The sequence below is a fragment of the Micromonospora sp. NPDC049240 genome (genome assembly GCF_040647835.1).
In the GTDB taxonomy this organism is placed as follows: domain Bacteria; phylum Actinomycetota; class Actinomycetes; order Mycobacteriales; family Micromonosporaceae; genus Micromonospora.
The window spans coordinates 238166-262099 of sequence record NZ_JBEZCX010000007.1 but is presented as its reverse complement, the minus strand read 5'-3'; the positions used below and the strand labels follow the sequence as shown (position 1 = coordinate 262099).

Genomic DNA, 23934 nt, shown 5'->3' with positions numbered 1-23934 from the left:
GTTGACGGCGACAAATCGGACGGTGTCCGCCGTCAACCTCATGATCGCCGGGGCGGCGGGCCGCAGGGCGGGCGCACGGGTGGCATGATCGCTGGATGCGACGTTCGTCCGGCCTTGTCGGCGGGCTCGCCGGAGTCGTGCTGCTGGCGGCCTGCACCGCGAAGCCGGCGCCGGTCGACCCGCTGCCCGAGCCGCCGGACGAGGTCACGCCGTCCCCCTCGGTGGCCTGCCCCCCGGAGGGCATCCGGATCACCGAGCTGGGCGTGAGCGCCGCGATGGGGTTGCGGGCCATGGGCCTGGACCTGGTCAACTGCGGAACCCAGCCGTACGCGCTGCGCGGCTACCCGGCGGTCAGCCTGCGGGACGCCGACGGGGACCCGGTCAAGGTCAGGATCATCCCGGGCGCGACGGGGATCACCTCCGGCTTCGACGCCCCACCCACAGGGCTCGTGCTGCGCCCCGGCGAACGGGCCGGTGCCGCGCTGCTCTGGCGCAACACGGTCACCGATCCGACCGTGGTGGCCACCGAGGGCGCTCAGCTCGACGTCGCGCCGGTGGCCGGCAGGCCGGCGTACGCGGTGGCGATGGACGGGACGATCGACCTCGGCAACACCGGCCGGCTCGGGGTCAGCGCCTGGAAGCGCCGCGACGCCGACCCGACCACGGAACCGGTCACGCCGAGCGCCCCGCCCTCCTCGGCCGTGACGCCGGACAATCCGCTGTAGCCGGTCAGCCCGTCATTCGGCAGCGTCCGGCACGAACACACCCAGACCCTGGTGGCCGTACAACTCTCCGGTCTCGATCAGGATCGTGATGGCCTGCCGCACGGTCGACTGACTGCCCACCTCATACAGGTCAGCCAACTCCTTGGTGGAGGGCAGCTTGTGTCCGGGTGGCCACTCGCCATCGGCGATGCGCCGCCTGATGTCGGCGATGATCCTGCGGTAGTGCGGTTCGAACCGGCGCGGTGTGGACATGCGGGCAACTCCCAGCTAGGCATGCCCATCTGATCACGAGGCCCGGAGAAACCTCAAGCGCATCGTTGACTTTACCAGCATTATCGATAAAGCTGCCTGACGGGAGCGTCCAGCTAGGCACTGGTTGATCCCCCAGGCCGGGGCGGCGCAGATCTCCGCCGGAATTCGCGCTGCCCCGGCACCCCCACCAGGCGAAGGAGACGTGGTGTGACGGATGCGGAGACGAGTTCGGAGGTGCCCGTCGCCAGCGCGATCTGGGTGGTCGAGCAGGTCACCAGCGAGCTGCGGGAGGCGTACCTCGGGGTGGCCGCCGCCACCGTGCTGCTGGAGCGCGTCGGCGCGGGCTGCGCCCATCCGGCGATCAAGCTGGCCCGGCGCGGCGGCGAGGACGCCCTCGACCTGGCCGGGGACGCGGAATTCCAGGTCAGCGACGGGGTACGTCGGCTGCGCGTCGCCGCCGGCCACCGGGAGACCGCCACCATCGGCGGGCTGGTCGAGGCGCTGGACGAGGTGCGGGACCGGTTGGGCGCGGCGGCCGATCGGATCGGGCGGCTCCCAGCCCGGATCACCACTGCCGGGCAGCAGCTCTCCGACGCCGGCCGCGCTGACGACCCGGTGACCGGGACGACCGTTCGGCAGTGGCAGGACGGCGCCGAACGTCTCGCCCTGATGGCGGAGAGCCTGACGTCGGCCGCTGCGGCGCTGTCGTCGTACACCGAGGGGTTGACCGACGGGAGTCGACCACGGTGACCGAGCCGCACTGGATCATCCACCTGCCCACCACGCTGACCAGCGTGGACGAGGCTGCCGCGCTGTCCATGGCGCTGCGCCGCTCGCTCGGTCACGTGCTCGCCATCGACTTCGGCGAGACCACGCTGTCCGAGGAGGACCGGCAGTCGGTACGTACCCGGGTCTGGTGCGACGCCCCGCTCCCCCGTTCCCGACGCTGCCTCCTCCCGGCAGCCCATACCGGCCGCTGCCGCTGACAGATCTTGGTACGGAACCGCCCCCGGAGGGGCGCTCCCGTACCAAGATTTCGGGCGCGCGGCGGGTCAGGCCGGGACGGAGGCGCGGCGGGTCGCCGGCGCAGGGTCGGCGGGGGCGCGGCGGCGGGAGATCAGCGCGTCGAGTGCCCAGGTGCCCGGGCCGAGCACCGCGACCAGCAGGAACGACCAGCAGAAGAGCGCGGCCAGCTCGCCGCCGTTCTTCATCGGCAGCAGGCCGTGCGGCTGGTGCACCACGAAGTACGCGTACGCCATCGAGCCGGAGGCGAGCAGTGCGGCGGGCCGGGTGGCCAGGCCGACGAGCACGAGCGCGCCGCAGACGAGCTGGATCAGCGCGGCCCACCAGCCGGGCCAGGTGCCGACGGGAACCGCGCCGCCGGTGGCCGGGTTGCCGCCGAGTATTCCGAAGATCGACGCGGCGCCGTGGAGCAGGAAGAGAAAGCCGACGACGATGCGGAACAGGGAGAGCACGGGACCGTTCAACTGCGCCGGGACCATGGGAAACCTCCTGGGACGGGTGTGGGACGACGTCCAGGATGGCCGGCATAAACATTGAAGGTAATAAATTCCTTGCTGGCGGGACAATCTCATGGGAACGCTCCCATGATATGGAAGTCGGGTAGCCGACAGGAAGACCTCGGACCGGTCGGAGTGTGGCGGCGGTGCACTAGCGTTCTCATTGCTCCCCAGTGGACCTTTCGGGAGGTGACCGGTGGGATCGGAGCGGGTCACGCTGGTGGCGGTGTGCGCCGAGGAGGCCGCACAGCCGCTGGTCGACACCCTGACGGCGCGTGGGGTCGCGGCGCAGGCGTCCGGGCGACGCAACCTCGACGGGGCCGCCGTCACGTCGTGGATGGTGGTCGCCGGGGTGGCGTTGAAGATGGCGCCGGACATCCTGCGCGCCCTGGCGGAGCTGGTCAGAGAGTTCCGCGTCGGGCGGGTCGAGATGAACCTGACCGAGCGCACCTTCGCCGTCGACAACCCGGGTCCGGCGGAAATCGAGGAGCTGTTGCGCCAGTTCCGGGCCGCGACGGAGCTGCCGGCGGGTGACGACGCGGCGGACCGACCACCGGATGCTTGACGACACCGTCCTCGACCACGTCGTACGGTCGCAGGTGGGAGCCGCCGTCCGGACGTGGCGGCACGAGCGCGACGGTCACAGCCCGATGAACGTGGTGCTGGACGTGGTGGACGAGGTGATCGGCCACCCGTACGCGGTGTACTGGGTCGACGGCGACGTGCCGGAGATGTTCTCCCTGCCGGGCCTGGACCCGTCGGTCGTGCTGTTCAACACGCGCTACCTGGAGATGATCGGGCACCTGCGGGGGATCGTGACCGCCCGCCACCTGTCTCCCGAGCTGATGGCGGAGGTGGCCGAGCAGGTCAGCCTGCGCATCATCGCCGAGCTGGCCCTCCGGTACGGCGATCCGGGCCTGGCCTGTCACCTGCTGGTGGAGTCGCTGCCGGCCAGCACGACCTACTACGCGCCGGTGACGCTCAGGGATCTCGAACGCACGCCGATCGGCCACCACTACATGGCCGTGTGGTTCTACCCGCTGCTGCACGAACTCGGCCACGTCCACGCCGTCACCCACCCGCCGGCGCGGCCGGAGCCGGCCGACGCCACGGAGCACCTCGACCGGCTCATCGACGGGGTGACCCGCAAGTTGTTCGCCGGCGACCTCGACGGTGACGTCCGGGAGTGGCGTCGCCGCAGATCGCGGCGTGACTCGCTGGACCACGGGGTGCTCCGGGAGGAACTCGACGCCGACCTGTTCTCGGCGCAGGTGCTGTACACGGCCACCGCCCGCGTACTCCAGCGGAACGGCACGCCCGACGCGTTCCGCGCCGACCAGCTCGCCGGCGAGATCCTGCTGATGTTCGGCCTGATGCAGTTCATGAACAGTTGCGTCATGGTCGCCCGCTACGGGGCCCGGCTCGGACGGGACGCGATCGACGCGTTCAACGCCGTGGCGCACAGCGTCCGCCTCAACGCGATGATCAACTTTCTCTCCCTGCACCTGGCGTCCGGCGGTCGCCCCGTGCGGGGCGCCGACCCGGAGGCCGTCGACGAGATGCACGCCGCCCTGCTGGCGATGCACGCCCGGATGAACGAGCAGTTCACCGCGTTCGAGGTGGGGCACATGCGGGCGATGCGGCACAGCGTGCTCCCGGAGGAGCGGGGGCTCAACGTCTTCGACCGACTGGCCGAGGCGTTCACGCACGAGGCGACCGCGGCCGTCATCCGGTCGGAGACCGAGCGGTTCCTCGACCTGGCCCGGACGCTCGACGTCGAGCACCCGGACCTGGACCTGCTCGCCGCGTTCGTCGCCCGGCCCGCCGACGCGGCGGAGACACTCGGCCGCCAACAGCGCGTCTTCCTGGTCCCCTGGGTGACCGGCGAGGGCGTCGACCAGCCGTTCGGCCTGCCCACACACGACGAGCTGGTGGTCTTCGTGTTCGCGGCCCAGCGCGCCGTCGAGCGATTCGTCGAGGAGTGCCGCCCGATGCTCGCGCCCGGCCTCGACCTGGCGGTCGCCGCCTTCGTCAGCCCCACCAACCAGAACGTGATCACGCTGCTGTTCCGGCGACTGCCCGAGCACCGGCCGCACATCCAGGTGGTGTTCCAGGGCAGCGACGCCTTCGCCGAACGCATCCGTCAGCTCGACGACGGGACGTTCTGGCCACCGGAGTGACGGCCCCTCAGCTCGTGATGTCCTTGCGGGTGAAGCGCCAGAACGCCAGCCCCCAGAACAGCGTGGCGTAGACGACCGCCGAGATCGCGCCCTTGACCACGTCGTCGGTCTGCATCGGCGACGACAGCAGCCCCAGCCAGGCGCTGCTGTAGTGGGTCGGCAGCAGGTTGCGCAGCCCGCCCAGCGCGGTGATCTGGTCGAGGATGCTGGACAGGATCCAGAGCAGCACCGCCCCACCGACCGCGCCGAGCGCCGCGTCCGTGGTCACCGAGAGCAGGAACGCCAGGCCGGCCACCACCAGCAGCACCACCGCCAGGTAGCCGAGCACGCCGACCAGCCGCAGCAGCCCGTCGGCCGGGACCAGCTCCGCGGAGACCTGACTGCTCAGCGGCTTCCAGCCGTAGCGCAGCGTGCCGGCGAGCAGCGCGGTGCCGGCCAGCAACACCAACGCCAACCCGGAGTACGCGAGCGCGACCACCAGCTTCACCGCCAGCAGCCGGGCCCGGGGCACCGGCACGGCCAGCAGGTAGCGCAGGCTCCCCCAGCTCGCCTCGCTGGCCACCGTGTCCCCGCAGAACAGCGCCACCACCACGACCAGCAGGAACGACGCCGACACCAGGATCGAGAACAGGGTGAAGTTGAGCCCGCCCGAGGTGGCCAGGTCGGCCAGGCTGGCGAACTCGCCGCGCCCGCCGCCGTCGTCGTCCCCGGAGTCGAACTGGAACGCCACCAGGATGATCAACGGCAGCAGCACCATGAACCCCAGCGCCAACTGGGTACGCCGCCGCGACGCCTGCCGCCGGAACTCCGCCCCGAACGGCATCGTGGCCGACGGCCGGTAGCCGCCCGCCGCGCCGCCACTGCCTTTCGACGCCACCGAAGAGTCCACCATCACCGGTCACCGCTTCCCCGAGAGTTCTCGCCGACCAGGGCGAGGAACGCGTCCTCCAGGCGGCGCCGGGGCACCACCCGGTCCACCCCGATGCCGGCCCGGACCAGTTCGGCCACCACCTCGCGGCGGGCGGTGCCGTTGGTGTCCACCACCAGCCCGCCGTCGGCGTCCGGCAGCACCCGTACGCCGTCCAGCCGGCCCAGCACGGTCCGCGCGGCGTCCGGGTCGCTCACCTCGAACAGCACGCTCGGCGACTCGCCGACGATCTCCTCGACCGGGCCGGACGCCACGATCCGGCCCTTGTTCACCACCACCGCGTGCGTGCAGGTCTGCTCCACCTCGGCCAGCAGGTGACTGGAGACCAGCACCGCCCGGCCGTCGGTGGCGTAGCGCTGGAGCACCCGGCGCATCTCGGCGATCTGCGGCGGGTCCAGCCCGTCCGTCGGCTCGTCGAGCACCAGCAGCTCGGGCAGGCCGAGCATGGCCTGCGCGATGGCGAGCCGCTGCCGCATGCCGTGGCTGTACTTCTTCGTCCGCCGGTGCACCGACGCGCCCAGGCCGGCGATCTCCAACGCCTCGTCGAAGTGCGCGTCCGCCCACGGCCGCCCGGTGGCCCGCCAGTACGCCTTGAGGTTGTCCAGCCCGGACAGGTGCGGCAGGAAGCCCGGCCCCTCGACCAGCGCGCCGATCCGGGACAGCACCGGCGAGCCCGGCACCAGCCGGTGCCCGAACACGTAGATCTCCCCGGCGGTGGGCTGGGTCAGCCCCATCAGGACCCGCAGCGTGGTGGTCTTGCCGGCGCCGTTCGGCCCGAGCAGGCCGACCACCTGCCCGGGGTGCACCTCGAAGTCCACGTCGGAGACGGCGACGAAGCCGTCCGCGTACTCCTTGCGCAGGTTGCGCACGGCGAGCGGGACGCCCGCGTACTCCGGGTGGATGGAGCGGTCCTGGCGGCGGTGCCGGCGGCGGGCGAGCAGCACGACCACGACGAGCCCGACCGCGATCGCGGCCAGCAGGCCGGCCAGCACCCAGCGCCAGATCGCGGCCGAGGTGGGGATCGGCGCGGCGTCGACGGTGGGCAGCACCAGCGGGCCGTCGCCGAGCGCCACGGTGTGCACCGCCGGCTCGGCCGGCGTGGCGTACGCCTGGTCGGACGTCGCCACCACGAGCCGCAGCCGGTGCCCGGCCTCGATCCGCCGGACGATCGCCGGCAGCGTGACGGTGACCGGCGTCGCGGCGGCCAGCGTCGGCGGCAGGCCGGTCAGCCGCACCGGCGCGACCAGGCCGTCCGGCAGCGTCGACGCGCCCTGCGGATCGACGTCGTAGAGCTTGACGAAGAGCACTGCCTCACCGGTCGCCGACGCGACCCGGATCCGCACGTTCGGCGCGCCCACCACGTCGACCGGGTCGTCCAGCGGCGCGGACTCGAAGCGGGCGTGCTGGCCGGGGATGTCGCCGGCCACGCCGTCCAGCAGCGAGCCGAGCGCGCCGGCGAACGGCACCGCGGAGATCGCCGCCGGGTTGCCGTTCGGCGGTACGGCGACCGGCTGGGCCGGCCCGGTCAGCGTCACCTCGCGGCGCTCCTGCCCTCTCACGCCCGGATAGTCGTCGGTGCGGTAGCCGGTGGCCACCAGACCCCGGTCCAACGCGTCGAAGCCGGCGATCCGGGAGAACGTGAAGCTGTCGCCGGGTGCCGGCCCCTCGCCCTTGACGTAGTGGTCGAGCCACTGCGCGGTCAGGAACTTCACCCGGTCGGAGTCGGACGTCGGGCCGGCGCCGCCGTCGTGGCCGCCGGTGAACCAGGCCACCCGCACCGGCGTGCCGGCGGCGGCGATGCCGCGGGCGTTGGCGTCCGCCTCGGTGAGCGGGAACAGCGTGTCCGCCTCGCCCTGCACCAGCAGCGTGGGTGCCTTGATCTGGTCGAGCACGCCGGCCGGCGACGAGCGGCGCAGCAGTTCGACAGCGGCGTCGTCGGCCCGGCCGGTGGTGGCGATCCGCAGGTACGCGGCGCACACGTCGGCGGCGAACCGACCGCAGGACGGGTCGGCCGCACCCCCCGGCGCCCGGCCGGAACCGCTGCCCGGCCCCGCGCCCGGCTGCGGGCTCGCCGGCCCGGGCGAGGTGGGCGCGCCCTCCGGCGCGGCGGCGGTGGCGCCGGAGAGCCCGGCCGGCCCGGAGCCGGCGTTGCCGCCACCACCGAAGAAGATGCCGGCCCAGCCCTTCTTGAACACGCCCTCGGTGGGCGGCTTGCCGCTGCTCTCCGGCAGGAACGCCCGGGACAGGTCGTTCCAGGTGATCATCGGGACGATCGCGTCGACCCGCTTGTCCTGCGCGGCCAGCAGCAGCGCCAGGCCACCGCCGTACGAGCCGCCGACCACGCCGACGCGCGGGTCACCGGCCGAGTCGAGACGCACCTCGGGGCGGGCGGCGAGCCAGTTCAGCAGGCGCTGCGCGTCCCGCACCTCGTAGTCGGGGCTGTCCAGGTGGATCTGGCCGCCGGAGCGGCCGAAGCCGCGGGCGGTCCAGGTGAGCACCGCGTAGCCCCGGGCGACCAGGTCCTCGGCGTCCGAGCGGACCGACTCCTTGGTGCCGCCGAAGCCGTGCGCCAGCAGCACCGCCGGCACCCGGTTCGCGTCGGAGGCGTCGCCGGGCAGGTAGAGCGTGGTGTCCAGGTCGACCGGCTCGGTCCCGTCCGGCCCGGACCGCACGGTCAGCAGCGCCGACTCGGTCCGGAAGTCCGTACCCTGCGGGCGGACCGCCCAGACCAGCGCGGCGGCCACCAGGACGACCACCAGCACGGCGGCGACGATCCGGCGCGGACGGCCGGCCAGGGCGCGCCGGACCCGCGCGACGGGTGATCTCATGCGGCACACGGTACGGCCCGCCGGCTGAGCGTTCCCTGAGATCCGCCGTACGTTCGTCCGGTTGCGCCGTTCGGCGCGTGCCGTCCGTCGTCCGCAGAAGGTCCAGAGCATCCCAGCGGGACGTATTCGGATCACGTGCATTCACATCTACAGCCGCAAATCAGTGCTCAAGTGGCGACTCGACGACCCGATCGGACGCTGCGTGGCGAACGACTCGACGGTCGGTCACCCCGGACGAACTGACGTGAAGCCGACTCGACGGCTCCGGTTTCAGCCCCGTCCGATCCGCTACTTTTCCGGTCCGGTGCACGGGACTGCTTGCGGCGACCTCCCGGGGCATCGACCGCCCCGCCGTCGCCGGAGGAGACAGACCATGACAGTTCCCGCGCCGCGGGTGCGTCGGCGGCCCTCCGTGTCGGGCCGTGTCCTGCCCCTGCTGCTGGCGCTGGCGCTGGTCGCCCCGCTCGGGCTGCTCTTCGCGCTCGTCGACGGCACCACCACGGACGACCACGACCTGGCGTCCCGGGAACGGCTGGGGATCCGTTACCTGCGCGCGCTCGGGCCGGTCACCGACGCGCTGGTGGAAGCCCAGTCCACCGCCGTGGCCGGCGCGCCGGTCTCCCGCGCGTCGCTCAACGCCGCGATCGAGCAGGTGGCCGCCGTGGACACCGCCGTCGGCGACGAGCTGCGCAGCCACGAACGCTGGGCCGGGCTGCGGGCGAAGCTCGAAGGGCTGCCGGACCGGGGGCTCGCCGACCCCGAGGCCGCCTACCAGGCGTACGGCGAAGCCAACGACCTGCTGCTCGCGCTCTACCGGAAGGTACGGGAAAGCTCCGGCCTGATCCGCGACCCCCGGTCCGACACGTTCTTCCTCCAGGACGGCATCGGCGGCGACCTGCCCACCGCGACGGTGCTGGCCGGCCGGCTCGCCGACCTGGTCCGGCTGGCCGCCGCGCGTCCCGCCGCCGAACGCGCGAAGACCGGCATCGAGCTGGCCGAACTGCGGTCGTCCGCGTTCGGTCCGGCCAACGACCTGGTCGCCGACCTGCGCGCGGCGGTGGACAGCTCGGAGAGCACCGACCTGGGCGCCAACGTGCTCACCCCGCTGGACGCCTACCAGCGGTCGCTGGAGGCGTTCACCGCCGCGGGCGGCGGCCGGGCCGCGCCGAACCCCGCTCAGCTCACCGCCGCCGGGATCGCCGCCCAGTCCGCCGCCAAGCAGCTCCGCACCGTCATCCTCGACCAGCTCGACACACTGCTGGCGGAGCGGGTGGACGCGCTCGACCGGGACCGGTTGCTGGCCCGGATCGCGGCCGGCGTGGCGGTGGCGTTGCTGGTCGGGCTGGCCGTGACGCTGCTCCGGCGGCCCACCGCCGAGGCACGCCCGACGCCCACCGACGCCGCGCTGCCCCCGGCGGTCCGACCCGAGCCGCCGGGGGCCGACCGCCAGCCCGTCGCGGTGGGTCGGGGCGTCGAGGCCGAGCGGTGGAGGCCGTTCGATGCTGCTCGCTAGGTTGCGGATCCGGGGCAAGCTCGCCCTGCTGGTGATCATCCCGCTGCTCAGCATGGTCGGGCTGGCCGTGCCGGTGGTCGTCGACCGGGTGGCCGCCGCGGCCCGCGCCGCCGACACCGTGGAGACCGTCCGCGTCGCCAGCCGGATCGGCAGCCTGGTGCAGGACCTCCAGCAGGAACGTCTGCTCTCGATCGGGTTGCTGCTCGGCCGGGTGACCCGCACCGAGCTGATCCAGAAGTCCGCCACCGTCGACGACCGGGTCGCCGACCTGCGCGCCGAGTCGCTGCCGACGCCGGTCCACGAGTCCCTCGACGGGGTACGCCGGCTGGCCGACGTCCGGACCGCGACGCTCGCCGGCCGGGCCACGCCGGAACAGATCCTGAACACCTTCGCCCGGGTCGACCTGGCGCTGATCGAGGCGCTGCGGCTGCCGTTCCGGGTGGACACCGACACCTCGGCCGGGCGGCAGGTGCTCGCGCTGGACGCGCTGCTGCGTACCGACGAGGCGCTGAGTTCGTGTGCCACCCAGATCGTGCTGGTCCGCGCGACAGGTGATCCGCGGGTGGGCGCCGCGTACATCGCCTGCATGGCGGCGCTCGACGTGGACAACGACCGGTTCCGCAAGCTGATCACGCCGGAGCAGTTGAAGCTGGCGCTGCTGGACGACGCGGCGGTGGCGGCCCGGACCAGCCAGACGTTCCTGCGCGACAGCATCCGGGACCCGGTCGGCGCGATCGCCCCGCTGCCGCTGGACGCGCTCTTCCCCTCGGTCCGCTCGATGATCACGCTGGGCCAGTTCGTGGAGAAGAAGGTCGTCGCGGACGTCATCGCGGAGACGCGTACCGAGGAGCGGAACGCGCTGACCACGGCCTGGCTGGTCGCCGTGGCGGCGGCCGCGATCCTGCTCCTGGTGGTGCTGCTGAGCATGACGGTGGCCCGTACGGTGTCCCGGCCGCTGAGCCGGCTCACCCGCTCCGCCGAACGCGTCGCCCGGGTCGCCGAGGCGGAGCTGACCCGGGTGGCCGACGACGAGACCGAGTCGGTGCCGCCGGTACGCCTCGACCCGGTCGACGTCCGCGCCCGGGACGAGCTAGGCGACCTGGCCCGCGCGTTCGAGCGGGTGCAGCACACCGCCGCCCGGCTGGTCGAGCGGCAGGTGGCCGGCCGACGCAACGTGGCGCAGATGTTCGGCCACGTCGGCCGCCGTACGCAGAACCTGGTCGGCCGCCAGATCGCGCTCATCGACCGGCTGGAACGGCAGGAGGTCGACCCGGGCCGGCTGGAGCACCTCTACCGGCTGGACCACATCTCCAGCCGGCTGCGCCGCAACGCCGGCAGCCTGGTGGTGCTCTCCGGGGCCACCGGCTCGGACGGCCACGTGGCCCCGGTCCCGCTGGCCGACGTGGTCCGGCTCGCGCTCGGCGAGATCGAGGACTACACCCGGGTCGACGTGCAGGTCCCGCCCGGCGTCTCGGCGGCGCCCGCGATCGCCGGCGACCTGGTGCTGGCGCTGGCCGAGCTGATGGAGAACGCCACCGCGTTCTCGCCGCCGCACACCCGGGTCGTGGTGGCCGGCGAGCTGACCGACGGGGGCGCCCGGCTCACCGTGGTGGACCACGGCATCGGTCTCACCGAGGAGCGGCTCGCCGAGGAGAACGCCCGGCTCACCCGCCGGGAGCGGCTCGACCTCGCGCCGACCGAGGTGCTCGGGCTCTTCGTGGTGGGCCGGCTGGCCCGACGGCACGGCTGGGCCGTACGGCTGGTGGCGACCGCGGGCGGCGGGATCACCGCCGGCCTGGAGATCCCGGCCGCCTCACTGGTGATCCGCCGGCCGGAGCCGGCCGGAACCGCCGTGGCGCGGGCCGCCGCGCCGACCGTGGAACGGCCTCCGGACCCCGCGCCGGCGAGCCGCCCGACCCGACCGGCCGACGGCGAGCCGGCCGGCTTCGACACGGCGCTGCTGAGCCGGGCCACCCGCAGCATCTCCAGCGGCGACTCCTGGAACGCCTTCGGCCACCTGGGCGACGACGCCGAGGTGCCCGCCGCGCCGGCCCCGACCGCGAGCGCCCCGACCGCCCCGACGGCACCGGCCACCCGCCGGGCGACCCCGGACCCGGCCCGGGACCACCCGGCAGACGTCGACGAGTCGACGGACCGGGACCGCGCGGCGAACGCCGGGAGGGCGGTCGCGACGTCGGCCGTCACCGGGCCGCCGGTCGAGGACTTCCGCTTCCCCACCGGCGGTCCGCCGCCCGCCTGGCCGCCGGCCACCGCGAGGTCCACCACGCGGCCCACCGGCCCGGCGACACACCCCGCCGGCACCACCCCGCCGACACCGGTCGTCGGCCCGGCACCGGCCGCTCCCCCGGCCGCCGGACCGACGGCCGGCCCCACCCGCACCCCACCGCCGCGCGGGCCGCTGCACGCCGCGCCAGGTCCGGTCGGCCGGCCGGCCGGGCCGCCCGGGAACCGGCCGATCCGGAAACGGGTGCCCGGCGCCAACCTGCCGCCCGGCCCGGTCACCGGACCGGCCGGACCGGTGACCGGGCCGCCGATCGGTGTTCCGGACGACCCGGCCGCCGTCCGCGCCCTGGTGGAGGCGTTCCAGGACGGGGTACGCCGGGCCGAGGACGACGTCCACCCGGCCGACCCGACACCCGCACGGCCCCGACTCAGCCGGCGCGTCCCGGGGGCGAACCTGACCGTCTCCGCGGTGCCGCCCGCGCCCCCGGCCAGCTCCCACCCCGGCGACCCGGTCGAGGTCCGCGACCGCATCACGGAATTCGAGGCGGGCGTCGCCCGTGCTCTGCGCGAAGTCAGTACCGACCGCCGCTATGAAGAGGATCCATCACGGTGACCAGCCCGTACCTGCACGACAATGTCGAACAGAGCGCGACCGGCGACCTCAGCCCCGAGGCGCGCACCTTCAACTGGCTGCTCGACTCGTTCACCTCCAGCACGGCCGGGGTGATGGAGGCGATCGCGGTCTCCTCGGACGGGCTGCTGATGGCCATGTCCGCGATCAAGGACCGGTCCAACGCGGAACGGCTCGCCGCCGTGGTCTCCGGCATGACCAGCCTGGCCGGTGGCGCCGCGAGCTGGTACGCGCTGGGCGGGCTCAACCGGGTCATCGTCGACATGGCCGAGGGCTACCTGCTGATCAGCGCGATCAGCAGCGGCTCGGTCCTCGGCGTGGTCGCCGACCGCTCGGCCAACCTGGGCACCGTGGCGTACGAGATGACGCTCTTCGCCGGCCGCGCCGGCGGCGCCCTGAGCCCCCGCCTGATCGCCGAGCTGAAGAACGCCGTCCAGCAATGATCCCGGGGGTCGCCGGCGAGGACCCGGAGCCGGAACCCGGCGTCCGGATCCGCCCCTTCCTGCGCGCGTCCGTCCCGGGTCCGGGACCGGACGCGGGCGACGGGGAGCAGCCGACCGGCCCACGCCCGTTCGTGCTCACCTCGGGACGGGTGGACGGCGACCCGGCGATCAGCCTGGAGACCCAGGTGACCGCGCGGCCGGGCAGCGGCTCGTGGGCGGTGACCGCCCGGCTGGCCCCGGAACTCGCGGCGATCGTCGCGATCTGTGTCGAGCCGGTGTCGGTCGCCGAGATCTCCGCCCGGACCCGGATGCAGTTCGGCGTGACCCGGGTGCTGGTCGGCGACCTGCGCGCCGCCGGTCACCTCGACGTGCACGTCGCGGACGTCGACGACGCCCTCGATCCCGATCTCATCCTGCGAGTGATTGATGGACTTCGTGCGATCTCCTGAATGGCGGGCGTCCGCCCCGGGCGGGCCGGCCGCGAACAGCGTCCCCACCCGCTACGGCAACCCGGCCCCGCTGATCGGCCGCGCCACCCCACCGCCACCGACCGGGCCGCCGCTGCCGTACCGGCCGCCCGGCGGACCCGGCGAGCCGGCCCCGATCGTCAGCCGGGTGCCCGCGCCACGCCCGCCGATCCCGGTGAAGATTTTGATCGCCGGCGGCTTCGGCGTCGGCAAGACCACCACGGTGGGTGCGATCTCCGAGATCGCGCCGCTGACCACCGAGGCGGAGATGACCACCGCCGGGATCGGCGTCGACGACCCCGACGGGGTGCCCGGGAAGACCACCACCACGGTGGCGATGGACTTCGGCTGCGTGACCATCGACCGCAGCCTGAAGCTCTACCTCTTCGGTACGCCCGGCCAGGCCCGGTTCGGCTTCATGTGGGACGACCTGGCCCGGGGCGCGCTCGGCGCGCTGGTGGTGGTGGACAGCGCCCGGCTCGACGACTGCTATCCGGCGATCGACTTCTTCGAGCGGGCCGGGCTGCCGTTCGCCGTGGGCGTCAACGCCTTCGACGGGCGGCTGGCGCTGGACCTGCCGTCGATCCGCTGGGCGCTGGCGATCGCCGAGCACGTGCCGCTGGTGCAGTTCGACGCCCGGGACCGGCTCTCCGTACGGGACGCCCTGCTCGTCGTCCTGGACCGGGCGCTGGACCGGGCGACCCGGTCCCGGGAACGCTGAGCCGCCAGCCGGTTCGGCCCGTGCTCTTCGAAGGGGTGGACGCGATGAGGGGTGATCTGGACGAGACACTGGCCCGGCTGGCGCGACGCGAGGAGGCGCAGCGCCGACGCGTGCCGCTGCCAGGCGAGCCGGTCGAGCACGCCGACGCGGGCAGGCCCGCCGAGCACGCCGAGCCGGGCGCACCCGCCGGGGTCGAGCCGGTGGAGGACCGGGCGGGGCACGGCGCGTACCGGCTGCGGGGCGGCCACGCGTCGCCGCGTCGGGACCCGGTGGAGGAGGTCGCCGAGGCGGTCCGGCGGGTGGTCGCCGCGCATCGCGGGCTCGCCGTGACGCTGCGGGTGGAGCTGGGCGATCAGGCGTACCCGATGCGGGTCTCCTGGGCCGGGCCGGAGGTGGCGGTGGGCCCGGCGTCCGCACCGGCGCCACCGCCGACCTGGCCCATGTCGGTGAAGACGGTGGCCGCCCCGGGCCGCGACCCGCGCGCGACCGACCCGGCGGCCCGGCTCGCCGAGCTGATCCGCCGCGACCCCTCGCTCCTGGACGGCCCGGACCCGCACTGACCCCGGCGGGCCGTGGTGCCGGCGGCTACTGTCGGCGGGTGGCGGAACCCGACCTGACCCTGACCGCGAGCCTGCGGCCGGCCGCGCTGGACGCCCGCCGTGGCGTCGTACGCCTCCACCCCGAGGTGCTGACCGCGTTGGCGCTGCGGCCCGGCGACCCGGTGCGGCTGACCGGCCGCCGGGTGACCGCCGGCATCGCCGCCGCCGCCGACCCGGGCACCAGCAGCGCCCTGCTGTACGCCGACGACCTGCTGCTGGGCAACCTCGGCCTGCGGGCCGGCGGCCAGGTCACGGTGAGCCCGCTGCCCTGCGCCCGGGCGAGCCGGGTCACGCTGGCCGGACCGGTCGCGGTGACGGCCGCGGTCCCGCCGGAGATGCTGCGGCTCGCGCTGCTGGGCAAGATGGTCACCGCCGGCGACGACGTCTCGCTGCTGCCCCAGGACGTGCTCCCGGACGCTGCCGTGCGCGGCCTGGTCGAGGCGGCACGGCACAGTCTCGCCAGCTCCGTCGGGTACGCCTGGACGAGCACGCTGCTCAGCGTGGTGGCGGCCGAGCCGGCCACCGGCGCGCTGGTCACCATGGACACGGTGGTGGCCTGGGAACACGGCCCGGCCACCCACGGCCCCACCGCGTCCGGCTTCACCGGCCCGACCGGCTCCACCGTTACGGCTGGCTCGGCCGGCTCCGGCGGCCCGTCCGGCTCCGGCGGCTCGACCGGTTCGGGTGGCTCGACGGCTTCGGGTGGCTCGACCGGTTCGGGTGGCTCCACCGACTCGGCCGGCTCGACGGTTTCGAAAGCCGACGGCCTGCTCGGGCCCGAGGACGCGCCCGACGTGGACGAGCTGCCCGGCCTGCGCGCCCAGGCCGAGGAGCTGACCGAGCTGCTGGACCTGGGCTTCCACCACCGCGAGGTGCTGGGCCGGCTGGGCACCACGGTCGCGCTCGGCGTGCTTGTCGAAGGCCCGGCCGGCTCGGGCAAGTCGTCGCTGGTCCGCGCCGTCGCCGCCCGGGTCGGCGCGCGGGTCCGCCCGGTCTGGGCCCCGGAGCTGGCCGCGCTGTCGAACGACGCGGCGGCCCGCCGGCTGCGGGAGGCGGCCGAGGCGGTACGCGCGGGCGGGTCAGCCGTGCTGCTGGTCACCGACGTGGAGGCGCTCGCCCCGGCCGACGACCCCGGCCCGCTGGCCACCGTGTTCCGCCAGGTGGTCGCCGAGACGGTACGCGCCGGGGCGGCGGTGGTCTGCACCACCGGACGCCCCGAGGCGGTGGACCCGGCGTTGCGCGGGCCGGACCTGCTGGCGCTGCGGATCAGTGTGCCGCTGCCCGATCCGGCGCTGCGCCGGGAGCAGTTGACGGTGCTCACCCGGCAGGTGCCGCTGGCCGGTGACGTCCGGCTGGACGAGGTGGCGGCGCGTACCCCCGGTTTCGTCGCCGCGGACCTGGCCGCGCTGGTGCGGGAGGCCGGGGTGCGGGCGGCGCTGCGGCAGAAGACGGCCGAGACACCGACCGTGGCGATGGCCGACTTCCTCGCCGCGCGGGAGGTGGTCCGGGCGACCACGATGGCCGCGTCCACGCTGGAGCTGGCCACGGTGACGCTCGACGACGTCGGCGGCCTGCACGAGGTCAAGCAGACGTTGACCGAATCGGTGCTCTGGCCGCTCACCTATCCGGACACGTTCGCCCGGCTGGGCGTGACGCCGCCGCGCGGGGTGCTGCTCTACGGCCCGCCCGGCTGCGGCAAGACCTACCTGGTCACCGCGCTGGCCGGCTCCGGGCGCGCGAACGTGCTGTCGGTGAAGGGCGCGGAGCTGCTCTCCAAGTGGGTCGGTGAGAGCGAACGCGCGGTCCGTGAGCTGTTCCGCCGGGCCCGCGAGGCGGCGCCCACGCTGGTCTTCCTGGACGAGGTGGACGCGCTGGCGCCGGTCCGCGGCCAGGCCACCGACGGCGGTACGACCGATCGGGTGGTGGCCGCGTTGCTCACCGAACTGGACGGGGTGGAGGCGCTGCGCAACGTGGTGGTGGTCGGCGCGACGAACCGGCCGGAGCTGGTCGACCCGGCGCTGCTGCGTCCGGGCCGGCTGGAGCGCCTGGTCTACGTGCCGCCGCCGGACGGGACGGCCCGCGCGGAGATCCTCCGGGCCACGGCCCGGGACGTCCCGCTCGCGCCGGACGTGGACCTCGACGCGCTCGGCGCGGAGCTGGCCGGCTTCTCCGCCGCCGACTGCGCCGCGCTGGTCCGGGAGGCGGCCCTGGCCGCGATGCGCGAGTCCCTGACCGCCACCACCGTGACGGCGTCACACGTGGAGTCGGCCCGCACCCGCGTCCGCCCCTCGCTGGACCCCGTCCAACTGGCCCACCTGGAGTCCTACGCCGAAACCCGCCGCTGACCTCACCGCCCACGACTGATCCAGCCGTGGAAGCGGTCGAAGAGGTCCGCCGGTGGTCCCGTCGTCCGGCTGACCGCCGCCTGCTACCCGCATGCAAGACGGCTCGCCCACCTCGTGGAAGCAGCCGCACCGCGCGCCCCCCGAGCCACCGCCGGCGGTGCGTTCCAGCGCGCTGCCCGGCTGGTCAGCCGTCGCCACGCTCCTCACGGCGACGCCGGACAATCGGCCGGCGGGGTGCCTCGGGTGCGCGGCGGGGCCGCTCCTCGCGGGGCGCCCGCTCGTCGCGCTGCGGGCGGCGGGCCCGCTCGGGCTGCCGGCGACGCGGGGGCGGCTGTGCCTCCACCGGCTCCTCGTCGTACTCCTCGTCGTCGAAGTCGTCGCCGGCGGCGTAGTCGTCGTACTCCTGCTCCTCCTCGGTCGGGCGGCGGCGGCCACGCTCGGCGGGCGCCTCGTCGCGGCCCTCGCCCGGCCGGCCGCCGCCCTCCTGCTCCTCGCGGAGCGCGGTCTCGTGGTCCCTGACCACCTGGGAGTCCTGGATCTCGCCGCGCCAGCCCTCGACCGAGTCCGGGTCGAGCACGGTCTCGGTCATCACGTGCCGGACGAAGTGCTTCAGCTCCAGCCGGACCCGGCGGCCCTGCGCGCGCCACAGGTTGCCGGTGTGCTCGAAGAGGCCCTGCGGGTGGTACTCCAGCACGACAAGGATGCGGGTCAGCTCCGGGGCGACCTCGTGGAAGCTGACCGTGCCGTCGACCGAGCCCTTCTCGCCCCTGGACCGCCAGTGGATGAGCCGGTCCGGGATCTGCCGGACGATCGTCGACTCCCAGGTGCGGTGCGACCAGAGGACCTGTGCCTTCCAGGTCATCTTCTCGTCTTCGTCGTTGTCGGCCTGCTCGACCTTCTTCATGAAGCTCGGGAAGTCGCCGAACGTGGTCCACTGGTTGTACGCGACCCGGACCGGCACGCCGACCTCGATGGTCTCCACGATGTTGGTGACCTTGAGCTTCTTGCCGCCGCCCTTGCCACCCTTGCCGCCGCCGAACGCCGACATCAGCTTCTCCTTACCGCCGGCCAGGCCGGCATGGAACATGGCCTTCAGCGGGGAGTGGCCGTCGGCGAGCTTCTGGGCGCCGGTGGCCGCGGCGACCAGGCCGGGGCCGCCGCCCTGCTTCGCGTACTCGCTGAGTCGCCCGGTGGCGCCGGTGACCCGCTCGGTCACCACCTGCACGGCGCGCTCGCCGATCGCGGAGGCGAGGTTGCGCAGCTCGCCGCCGATCTGGTCGCGGGCCCGGTCGGTCAGTCCGGTGGGGGGCACGGTCACCGCCCCCGTCGCCGGCGCACGGGGGCCGACTGCTCGTCGTAGTCGGCCTCGTCGTCGGCCCCGGGCTGCTCGTCCAGTTCCGGCTCCTCGTCGGGCGCCGACCGCCGCCCGTCCGCGGACTGCTCGCCGGACCCGGCGGAACGACGGCGCAACGAGTCGGCGCTGCCACGCAGCCGGCCGCTGACCGCGTCGATGCCGCTGCCGGCGGCGGCGGTCGCGGCGGCCCGGCCGGCGGTGACCAGCGGCGCGCCGAGGCGGGAGAGGTTGGCCAGTTGCGGGTTCGACCCGAGCAGGCCGGTGGCCATCTGCTTGAGGCCGCCGGGATTCTGGCTGGCCCGGCCGGCGGCCACGGCGGCGGCCAGGGTGAGGGCCGTCCGCAGCTTCCTGCGCCGGCCGAGGACATATCCGAAACCGACCGCCAGGGCGATCCGAGCTCCGCTCTTCATCAGTTCTCCTTCGCTCCCCGGCGGACGGGACACCTCATGCGGGGAGCAGGCCCGGAAAACAGCTGCCGAGGATCAGCGAAAAGGGGGCCTGCGGCCGGTGTCCCGCATCAGCGGACCCGGCGGGCAGTACCCGCCATGCCATTCACAAAACATTTCTTCGGCTAACTGGAAGCGCTGCCCAGAATGGGCGAAACTTCGCATCAAAGCGCCAAGGGGCAGGGAGTGCGCGTGAACGTTGTCGCGCGGCAAGCAACGGCCTCAGCGGGTGGGGAGGGCCGAATCCAGACACATCCGAGCGGACAGCTTCCCGCCTTCTTCGTGCAATTCCGCGCCGCATTTGCGAAGGACGGAAATGGCTCCGGCATTGTCCGGCGTCGTATCGGCGACGACCGTGCGCATACCGGCCGCCGCGGCGGCGTGCAGCAGCTCCCGCAGCGCGGCGGCACCGAGCCCGCGCCCGCGCGCCGACCGGCCCAGCCACATCCCGGTCTCCACCGTCCCCGGCTCGTCCCGACGGGTCATCCGCACCATGCCGACCACCTCGCCGCCGGACACGATCGCGTACATCAGGGTGCGGGTCGGGCCGTCCAGGCCGCCGAAGCTGGCGCGGTGGAACTCCCGGAACGCGTCCCGGCGGGCCAGCGACCAGCCGGCCGGGGCGTCCACCGGAGGCATGACGTCCTCCGGTTCCGCCTCCGCCGCCGCTACGGAGAGCAACGGTTCCAGGTTCCGCTCGTCCACCGGCTCCAGCCGCACCGCACCCGTCACCAGCCGGAGTCTGCCGGCCGTTCCGGCGCACGTCCACCCCTTTGCCGACTCATTGCCGGTACGGCGGAGCGGGTCGACCGGTCGTACCCCCGGGGTGTTCCGCCTCACGCTCCGTTGTCATCCGACCGGTTCTTCCGGCGTGAGCGTGCTCACCTCAGGGGCGCGAACTCACAGAGCGCCACCGTGGCGTCGTCGGACCGCTTCCGGCGGCGCAGCCGGTCCGGGTGGTCCCGCTCGGCCGCCCGGACCCGGTCGACCAGCCCTTCCGGCCCCTCCACGGTCACCACCTCCAGGAGTCCGGCCCAGTCGAAGAGGCCGAACTGCTCGACCGCGCACGACGCGCCGTCACTGAGCAGCACGGCCCGGCGCAGCGCGTTCGGCCCGCGCAGTGGCACCGTCCCGGTCACCGCGTGGTACGCCGCGTCCGGGTCGCCGGCCGCCGCCCAGTAGCCGTGACTGCGGTTCATCCGGGTGCGCTGCACCGTCACCGCGCGCCGGAACCGGGTCGCCGGGTCGACCCCGCCGTCGGGCAGCGCGGCGGCGGTCCGACGCAGGTCCGCCAGCGCGTTCTCCAGCCGGTCGTCGGTGACCACGTCGATGCCGGCGCCGGTGTCGAGCACCAGCGGACTGTCGCAGAGGACCAGGTAGTCGACCTGGTCACCACCACAGCGCAGCAGGCAGACGGTGGACGACGGGGTGCCGGGATGGTCGAGGTCGCAGGTGTTGCCGTGATCCGCCCGCACCGCCAGGATCGCCGCCGCCAGGCTGCTCATCAGCGTGGCCGCGGGGCGGGCCGCGACCGCCAGGCCGATTCGGGCGGCCAGGTGCCGGACGTACCACGCCGGGCCGTGCACGCAGCCGGTGTCGAAGCCGTCCGGCACGGTGGCCCCGTCGAGGACGCCGACGAGCGGGCCGAACCGGAAGACCACGTCCTCGTTCTCCGGCCGCCCCGGGGCCGGATCGGACGCGGAACGCACCCGCATCATCGGCGCCTCACCGACCGGCCGGGCCGTCCCGCTGCCGGTCGCGTACCGGCGGTCCGGTGCTCCCATCGCCCCACTCCCTCCGTCGCCGCCCGCCGCCTTACCCGGCCGTCGCACGGCCATGCAACGCATCCCGGCAACTCTCCGTCACCGGAGCAGGGCTGGCGGTAGCGTCGGGAGCGACCGATCGGACCGGGGACAGGGGGATCGCCATGTTGGAGCGGTTGCACGAGTCGGGAATCCGGGCGGAACACGCCTATCTCGCCGGATTCGTCAGCATCGGACTCTCATTCACGAGCTGGTTTCTGTCCAAGAGTCTGGAACGCGCCGGCGTGGCCCGGGCGGACCGCTGGGGCATCTTCATCGGCGAGTGGGCGCCGACGTTCTTCGCCATCGGCAACGGGCTGCGCTCGTACGAGAAGTGAGGCCGGTCAACGCCGCCGGTTGCGGGCCCGCGACGAGCGGAGCCGGCGCAGCCGGCCGATCAGCACCGGCTCGGCCGCCAGCGCGGCGGGATGATCCAGCAGCCCGTTGAGGAGCTGGTAGTAGCGGGTCGCGGAGAGGCCGAACGTGTCCCGGATGGCCTGCTCCTTGGCGCCGGCGTGCTTCCACCACCGCGACTCGAAGGCAAGGATCCGCAGCTCCCGCTCGGTGAGCCCCGCGCTCTCCACCGAGGGCGCGGGCTCGGGCTCCACCGAGGGCGCGGGCTCGTCCGGCGGTACGGACTCGGCGGGCGGTACCGACTCGACGGGGGGCGCGGTGCGGGGCGGGGGGACGGCGGCGCCGGGCGCCGCCCGCGTACCCCCGACGGGTGGTGGTGGGTCGGACCGCTCGGCGGCGGTCCGGTCCGTGGCGTCGGCGGACATGGTGCTCCTCTCCGACGGCGACTGACCGGCGCGGAAGACGCGCCGGCCGGGGAGACCCCAGCGTAGCCAGGGCGGTCCCCGGCCGCATCGTCCCGCGCGGTCCGCGCCGCCGGCGTCCGGCCGGCGGCGCGGAGAACGTCAGGCGACGTCCCGCCGACGCATCGTCCAGAACGCGGCGACCAGGGCCGCCACGGCGCCGATGCCGAACACCACCGCCGACTGCTGCCAGGTGACCACGTACTTCGCCGGCTCGCAGGCGCCCCGGGCGAACTCGCAGGTGTCGTAGTCGAACAGCTCCGCCTGCTTCATGAACCACGACTGGGCGTACGTGGAGAGCACGTAGCGGTCGCCGAACGGCACCGACAGCACGCCGACCGCGATCCGGATACCGACCTCGCTGACCGCGAACAGCGCCACCGCCGCGCCCAGCGCCATCGCGGTGTGCCGACCAAGCGAGGCGAGCGCGAACGCGACCGCGCCGACGACCAGGATCAGCGCCACGGCGCGCAGCCCGTCCAGCCCGATCGAGCGCCACACCCCGGCGGTCATCTTCGCGGTGGTGCCCCGCTGGGTGCCGATCAGCCAGAACACGGCCGTCCACAACGCGCCGAGCACGACGCTCAGCCCGAGCACGGTGGTGAGCAGCGCGGCCAGCTTGGTGCCCAGCACGGCGAGCCGTTTCGGCCGCCAGAGCAGCAGGTTCATCATCCCGCCGGTGTTCCACTCGGCGCCCACGAAGGAGGCGCCGACGATGAACGCGAAGAGCGCCACCGCGCCGGCGAACACGGCGATGAACGTGGGGAACTCAGCCCGGAAGTCGAACTGGTAGGGCAGGTTCCACTTCGGGTCGAACATCTCCGGCTGCGGCTGGTAGTCCTTGCCGCAGTTCGGGCCGTAGCGCTCCTCGGTCTGCTCGCCGCGGGCCTGGGCGGCCTCGCACTCGGTGACGCTGCGCTTCCACTCCTCGACCGACTTGCGGTACTGCGCGTCGGAGTCGGCCTGCGCGGCGGCCACCACCTCGGGCGAGAGCTTGTGGCTGGAGAAGCTGAACGCGGTGGCCACGGTGGCGAGCCCGACCACCAGCAGGACGAGCAGCAGGCGGGTGACCCGGCGCTTGGTGAGCCGGCGCAGCTCGGTGACGAACAGGCTCATGCGCCCCAACCTCCTGCGGTGCCGGTCTGGTCGACCTTGGCGGACTGATCGACCTGACGGTGCTGGCCGGGGACCGGCGCGGTGGCGGTCAGTTCGAGGAAGACGCTCTCCAGGTCGACCGCGACCGGGGTGAGCTCGCTGACGTACAGGTCCTGTTCGGCGAGGAGCCGGCTGACCACGGCCGGCTTGTCCACGCCGGACAGCATCAGGTGGTCGGCCTCGGCGGCGACGCGGATCCCGGACCGGGTCAGCGTCTCCTCGGCCCGGGGCAGGTCGGCGACCGCCTCCAGGCGTACCCGCACGGCGCCCTGGGAGTGCGCGGCGAGCACCTGCTCGACCGGCCCGAAGGCGACCCGCCGGCCGAGCGAGATGATGGTGACCGAGTCGCAGATGAGCTGGATCTCGCCGAGGATGTGGCTGGAGAGCACCACGGTCATGCCGGATTCGGCCAGCTCCCGCATGAGCCGACGCATCTCCCGGATGCCGCCCGGGTCCAGGCCGTTGGCCGGCTCGTCCAGGATCAGCAGCTTGGGGTCCTTGAGCAGCGCGGACGCCACGGCGAGCCGCTGCTTCATGCCGAGCGAGTAGGTCTTCACCCGCTCGCCGGCCCGGTCGCGCAGGCCGACCAGCTCCAGCACCTCGTCGACCCGCTGCTTCGGCAGCTCGCCGGCCTGGGCGAGCAGGCTCAGCGTGTCCCGCGCGGAGAAGTGCGGGAAGAACTGCGGGCTCTCCACGATGGCGCCGACCTGGCCGGCCACCGCCGGCAGCGACCGCGGCAGCTCCTGGCCGAGGATGGCCATCCGGCCGCCGTTGGGCCGGATCAACCCGAGCAGCGTACGCAGCGTGGTGGTCTTGCCGGAACCGTTCGGGCCGAGGAAGCCGTGCACCTGGCCGGCCTCGACCCGCATGTCGAAGCCGTCGAGCGCGTGGCGGACCCCGCGTTTCCGGCTCCGGTACGTCTTACGGAGACCCTCGATCTCCAGGACAGCCGACACAGCTGACCTC

At 74.0% G+C, this 23934-nt stretch carries 24 protein-coding genes; 13 read left to right on the top strand and 11 right to left on the bottom strand.

Features of this window, described 5'->3' with window-relative positions; translation table 11 throughout:
* The first annotated feature begins 95 nt into the window (after nucleotides 1-95).
* Nucleotides 96-725 (top strand): DUF4232 domain-containing protein, encoded by a 630-nt coding sequence (locus AB0B02_RS13100; protein WP_357300023.1) that lies wholly within the window; start codon nucleotides 96-98, stop codon nucleotides 723-725.
* A 12-nt stretch (nucleotides 726-737) separates the two neighbouring features.
* Here the strand turns inward: AB0B02_RS13100 and AB0B02_RS13095 are convergent, their stop codons facing one another.
* On the bottom strand, nucleotides 738-977 hold the full coding sequence (locus AB0B02_RS13095) for a winged helix-turn-helix domain-containing protein (RefSeq protein WP_281938467.1): 240 nt from the start codon (nucleotides 975-977) through the stop codon (nucleotides 738-740).
* 207 nt (nucleotides 978-1184) lie between these two features.
* Between AB0B02_RS13095 and AB0B02_RS13090 the strand changes: the two genes are divergently transcribed.
* Complete coding sequence (locus AB0B02_RS13090) at nucleotides 1185-1727, top strand: hypothetical protein (RefSeq protein WP_357300020.1); 543 nt, start codon at nucleotides 1185-1187, stop codon at nucleotides 1725-1727.
* Nucleotides 1724-1963: a hypothetical protein gene (locus tag AB0B02_RS13085; protein ID WP_281938472.1), complete on the top strand. Its 240-nt coding sequence runs from the start codon at nucleotides 1724-1726 to the stop codon at nucleotides 1961-1963. The genes AB0B02_RS13090 and AB0B02_RS13085 overlap by 4 nt, the downstream gene beginning before the upstream one ends.
* A 66-nt stretch (nucleotides 1964-2029) precedes the next feature.
* Here the strand turns inward: AB0B02_RS13085 and AB0B02_RS13080 are convergent, their stop codons facing one another.
* Entirely contained in the window at nucleotides 2030-2479 is a 450-nt protein-coding gene (locus AB0B02_RS13080) for a DoxX family protein (protein ID WP_281938473.1), read from the bottom strand.
* 214 nt (nucleotides 2480-2693) lie between these two features.
* On the opposite strand from AB0B02_RS13080, the gene AB0B02_RS13075 reads away from it, so the two are divergent.
* Nucleotides 2694-3062 carry a hypothetical protein gene (locus tag AB0B02_RS13075; RefSeq protein ID WP_281938474.1) on the top strand — a complete coding sequence of 123 codons (369 nt, stop codon included), beginning with the start codon at nucleotides 2694-2696 and terminating at the stop codon, nucleotides 3060-3062.
* Nucleotides 3028-4677: a hypothetical protein gene (locus tag AB0B02_RS13070; protein ID WP_357300014.1), complete on the top strand. Its 1650-nt coding sequence runs from the start codon at nucleotides 3028-3030 to the stop codon at nucleotides 4675-4677. The genes AB0B02_RS13075 and AB0B02_RS13070 overlap by 35 nt, the downstream gene beginning before the upstream one ends.
* 7 nt (nucleotides 4678-4684) lie before the next feature.
* Here AB0B02_RS13070 and AB0B02_RS13065 read toward each other — a convergent pair whose 3' ends face one another.
* Nucleotides 4685-5569, bottom strand: a complete 885-nt coding sequence (locus AB0B02_RS13065) for an ABC transporter permease (RefSeq protein ID WP_357300011.1) — start codon at nucleotides 5567-5569, stop codon at nucleotides 4685-4687.
* The gene (locus tag AB0B02_RS13060) at nucleotides 5569-8433 is read right to left on the bottom strand and encodes an alpha/beta fold hydrolase (protein WP_357300006.1); all 2865 of its coding nucleotides are present in this window, start codon (nucleotides 8431-8433) and stop codon (nucleotides 5569-5571) included. The genes AB0B02_RS13065 and AB0B02_RS13060 overlap by 1 nt, the downstream gene beginning before the upstream one ends.
* Nucleotides 8434-8806: 373 nt before the next feature.
* Here AB0B02_RS13060 and AB0B02_RS13055 point away from each other — a divergent pair, with 373 nt between their 5' ends.
* Genes AB0B02_RS13055 through AB0B02_RS13025 form a run of 7 tightly spaced genes read left to right on the top strand, consistent with a single transcriptional unit; the run spans nucleotide 8807 to nucleotide 17396 of the window.
* The gene (locus tag AB0B02_RS13055) at nucleotides 8807-9946 is read left to right on the top strand and encodes a hypothetical protein (RefSeq protein ID WP_357300004.1); all 1140 of its coding nucleotides are present in this window, start codon (nucleotides 8807-8809) and stop codon (nucleotides 9944-9946) included.
* Nucleotides 9933-12803, top strand: coding sequence for a nitrate- and nitrite sensing domain-containing protein (locus tag AB0B02_RS13050; RefSeq protein ID WP_357300001.1), 2871 nt, complete (start codon nucleotides 9933-9935; stop codon nucleotides 12801-12803). Before AB0B02_RS13055 ends, AB0B02_RS13050 begins: the two co-directional genes overlap by 14 nt.
* Complete coding sequence (locus AB0B02_RS13045; RefSeq protein ID WP_107161362.1) at nucleotides 12800-13264, top strand: roadblock/LC7 domain-containing protein; 465 nt, start codon at nucleotides 12800-12802, stop codon at nucleotides 13262-13264. The genes AB0B02_RS13050 and AB0B02_RS13045 overlap by 4 nt, the downstream gene beginning before the upstream one ends.
* Nucleotides 13261-13713: a DUF742 domain-containing protein gene (locus tag AB0B02_RS13040; protein ID WP_357299997.1), complete on the top strand. Its 453-nt coding sequence runs from the start codon at nucleotides 13261-13263 to the stop codon at nucleotides 13711-13713. The genes AB0B02_RS13045 and AB0B02_RS13040 overlap by 4 nt, the downstream gene beginning before the upstream one ends.
* The gene (locus AB0B02_RS13035) at nucleotides 13691-14452 is read left to right on the top strand and encodes an ATP/GTP-binding protein (RefSeq protein ID WP_357299992.1); all 762 of its coding nucleotides are present in this window, start codon (nucleotides 13691-13693) and stop codon (nucleotides 14450-14452) included. Before AB0B02_RS13040 ends, AB0B02_RS13035 begins: the two co-directional genes overlap by 23 nt.
* Nucleotides 14453-14496: 44 nt before the next feature.
* Nucleotides 14497-15012 (top strand): hypothetical protein, encoded by a 516-nt coding sequence (locus tag AB0B02_RS13030; protein WP_357299990.1) that lies wholly within the window; start codon nucleotides 14497-14499, stop codon nucleotides 15010-15012.
* Between the two features lie 38 nt (nucleotides 15013-15050).
* Entirely contained in the window at nucleotides 15051-17396 is a 2346-nt protein-coding gene (locus AB0B02_RS13025; protein WP_357299988.1) for an AAA family ATPase, read from the top strand.
* Between the two features lie 184 nt (nucleotides 17397-17580).
* On the opposite strand, the gene AB0B02_RS13020 is transcribed toward AB0B02_RS13025, so the two are convergent.
* The 4 genes from AB0B02_RS13020 to AB0B02_RS13005 all read right to left on the bottom strand — a co-directional run bounded on the left by AB0B02_RS13020 (nucleotide 17581) and on the right by AB0B02_RS13005 (nucleotide 20980).
* A complete protein-coding gene (locus AB0B02_RS13020; protein ID WP_357299985.1) occupies nucleotides 17581-18714 on the bottom strand; it encodes an SRPBCC family protein in 1134 nt (377 codons plus the stop codon).
* On the bottom strand, nucleotides 18711-19160 hold the full coding sequence (locus tag AB0B02_RS13015; RefSeq protein ID WP_281934595.1) for a hypothetical protein: 450 nt from the start codon (nucleotides 19158-19160) through the stop codon (nucleotides 18711-18713). The genes AB0B02_RS13020 and AB0B02_RS13015 overlap by 4 nt, the downstream gene beginning before the upstream one ends.
* Nucleotides 19161-19418: 258 nt before the next feature.
* Nucleotides 19419-19928, bottom strand: coding sequence for a GNAT family N-acetyltransferase (locus AB0B02_RS13010; protein ID WP_281934593.1), 510 nt, complete (start codon nucleotides 19926-19928; stop codon nucleotides 19419-19421).
* Nucleotides 19929-20077: 149 nt separating this feature from the next.
* Complete coding sequence (locus tag AB0B02_RS13005; protein WP_281934591.1) at nucleotides 20078-20980, bottom strand: hypothetical protein; 903 nt, start codon at nucleotides 20978-20980, stop codon at nucleotides 20078-20080.
* 143 nt (nucleotides 20981-21123) lie between these two features.
* On the opposite strand from AB0B02_RS13005, the gene AB0B02_RS13000 reads away from it, so the two are divergent.
* Nucleotides 21124-21336: a hypothetical protein gene (locus AB0B02_RS13000; protein WP_281934589.1), complete on the top strand. Its 213-nt coding sequence runs from the start codon at nucleotides 21124-21126 to the stop codon at nucleotides 21334-21336.
* Nucleotides 21337-21342: 6 nt separating this feature from the next.
* On the opposite strand, the gene AB0B02_RS12995 is transcribed toward AB0B02_RS13000, so the two are convergent.
* The 3 genes from AB0B02_RS12995 to AB0B02_RS12985 all read right to left on the bottom strand — a co-directional run bounded on the left by AB0B02_RS12995 (nucleotide 21343) and on the right by AB0B02_RS12985 (nucleotide 23924).
* Nucleotides 21343-21777 (bottom strand): DUF3263 domain-containing protein, encoded by a 435-nt coding sequence (locus AB0B02_RS12995; RefSeq protein ID WP_281934587.1) that lies wholly within the window; start codon nucleotides 21775-21777, stop codon nucleotides 21343-21345.
* Nucleotides 21778-21915: 138 nt separating this feature from the next.
* Nucleotides 21916-22929 carry an ABC transporter permease subunit gene (locus tag AB0B02_RS12990; RefSeq protein WP_281934585.1) on the bottom strand — a complete coding sequence of 338 codons (1014 nt, stop codon included), beginning with the start codon at nucleotides 22927-22929 and terminating at the stop codon, nucleotides 21916-21918.
* Entirely contained in the window at nucleotides 22926-23924 is a 999-nt protein-coding gene (locus AB0B02_RS12985; RefSeq protein WP_281934583.1) for an ATP-binding cassette domain-containing protein, read from the bottom strand. Before AB0B02_RS12985 ends, AB0B02_RS12990 begins: the two co-directional genes overlap by 4 nt.
* Between the last annotated feature and the right edge of the window lie 10 nt (nucleotides 23925-23934).

What these genes read in the sequence shown, in the direction of transcription:
- AB0B02_RS13100 (WP_357300023.1), top strand. Translation starts at nt 96, where the DNA reads ATGCGACGTTCGTCCGGCCTTGTCGGCGGGCTCGCCGGAGTCGTGCTG.
- AB0B02_RS13095 (WP_281938467.1), bottom strand. Translation starts at nt 977, where the DNA reads ATGTCCACACCGCGCCGGTTCGAACCGCACTACCGCAGGATCATCGCC.
- AB0B02_RS13080 (WP_281938473.1), bottom strand. Translation starts at nt 2,479, where the DNA reads ATGGTCCCGGCGCAGTTGAACGGTCCCGTGCTCTCCCTGTTCCGCATC.
- AB0B02_RS13065 (WP_357300011.1), bottom strand. Translation starts at nt 5,569, where the DNA reads ATGGTGGACTCTTCGGTGGCGTCGAAAGGCAGTGGCGGCGCGGCGGGC.
- AB0B02_RS13060 (WP_357300006.1), bottom strand. Translation starts at nt 8,433, where the DNA reads ATGAGATCACCCGTCGCGCGGGTCCGGCGCGCCCTGGCCGGCCGTCCG.
- AB0B02_RS13055 (WP_357300004.1), top strand. Translation starts at nt 8,807, where the DNA reads ATGACAGTTCCCGCGCCGCGGGTGCGTCGGCGGCCCTCCGTGTCGGGC.
- AB0B02_RS13050 (WP_357300001.1), top strand. Translation starts at nt 9,933, where the DNA reads ATGCTGCTCGCTAGGTTGCGGATCCGGGGCAAGCTCGCCCTGCTGGTG.
- AB0B02_RS13040 (WP_357299997.1), top strand. Translation starts at nt 13,261, where the DNA reads ATGATCCCGGGGGTCGCCGGCGAGGACCCGGAGCCGGAACCCGGCGTC.
- AB0B02_RS13035 (WP_357299992.1), top strand. Translation starts at nt 13,691, where the DNA reads ATGGACTTCGTGCGATCTCCTGAATGGCGGGCGTCCGCCCCGGGCGGG.
- AB0B02_RS13030 (WP_357299990.1), top strand. Translation starts at nt 14,497, where the DNA reads ATGAGGGGTGATCTGGACGAGACACTGGCCCGGCTGGCGCGACGCGAG.
- AB0B02_RS13015 (WP_281934595.1), bottom strand. Translation starts at nt 19,160, where the DNA reads ATGAAGAGCGGAGCTCGGATCGCCCTGGCGGTCGGTTTCGGATATGTC.
- AB0B02_RS13005 (WP_281934591.1), bottom strand. Translation starts at nt 20,980, where the DNA reads ATGGGAGCACCGGACCGCCGGTACGCGACCGGCAGCGGGACGGCCCGG.
- AB0B02_RS13000 (WP_281934589.1), top strand. Translation starts at nt 21,124, where the DNA reads ATGTTGGAGCGGTTGCACGAGTCGGGAATCCGGGCGGAACACGCCTAT.
- AB0B02_RS12995 (WP_281934587.1), bottom strand. Translation starts at nt 21,777, where the DNA reads ATGTCCGCCGACGCCACGGACCGGACCGCCGCCGAGCGGTCCGACCCA.
- AB0B02_RS12990 (WP_281934585.1), bottom strand. Translation starts at nt 22,929, where the DNA reads ATGAGCCTGTTCGTCACCGAGCTGCGCCGGCTCACCAAGCGCCGGGTC.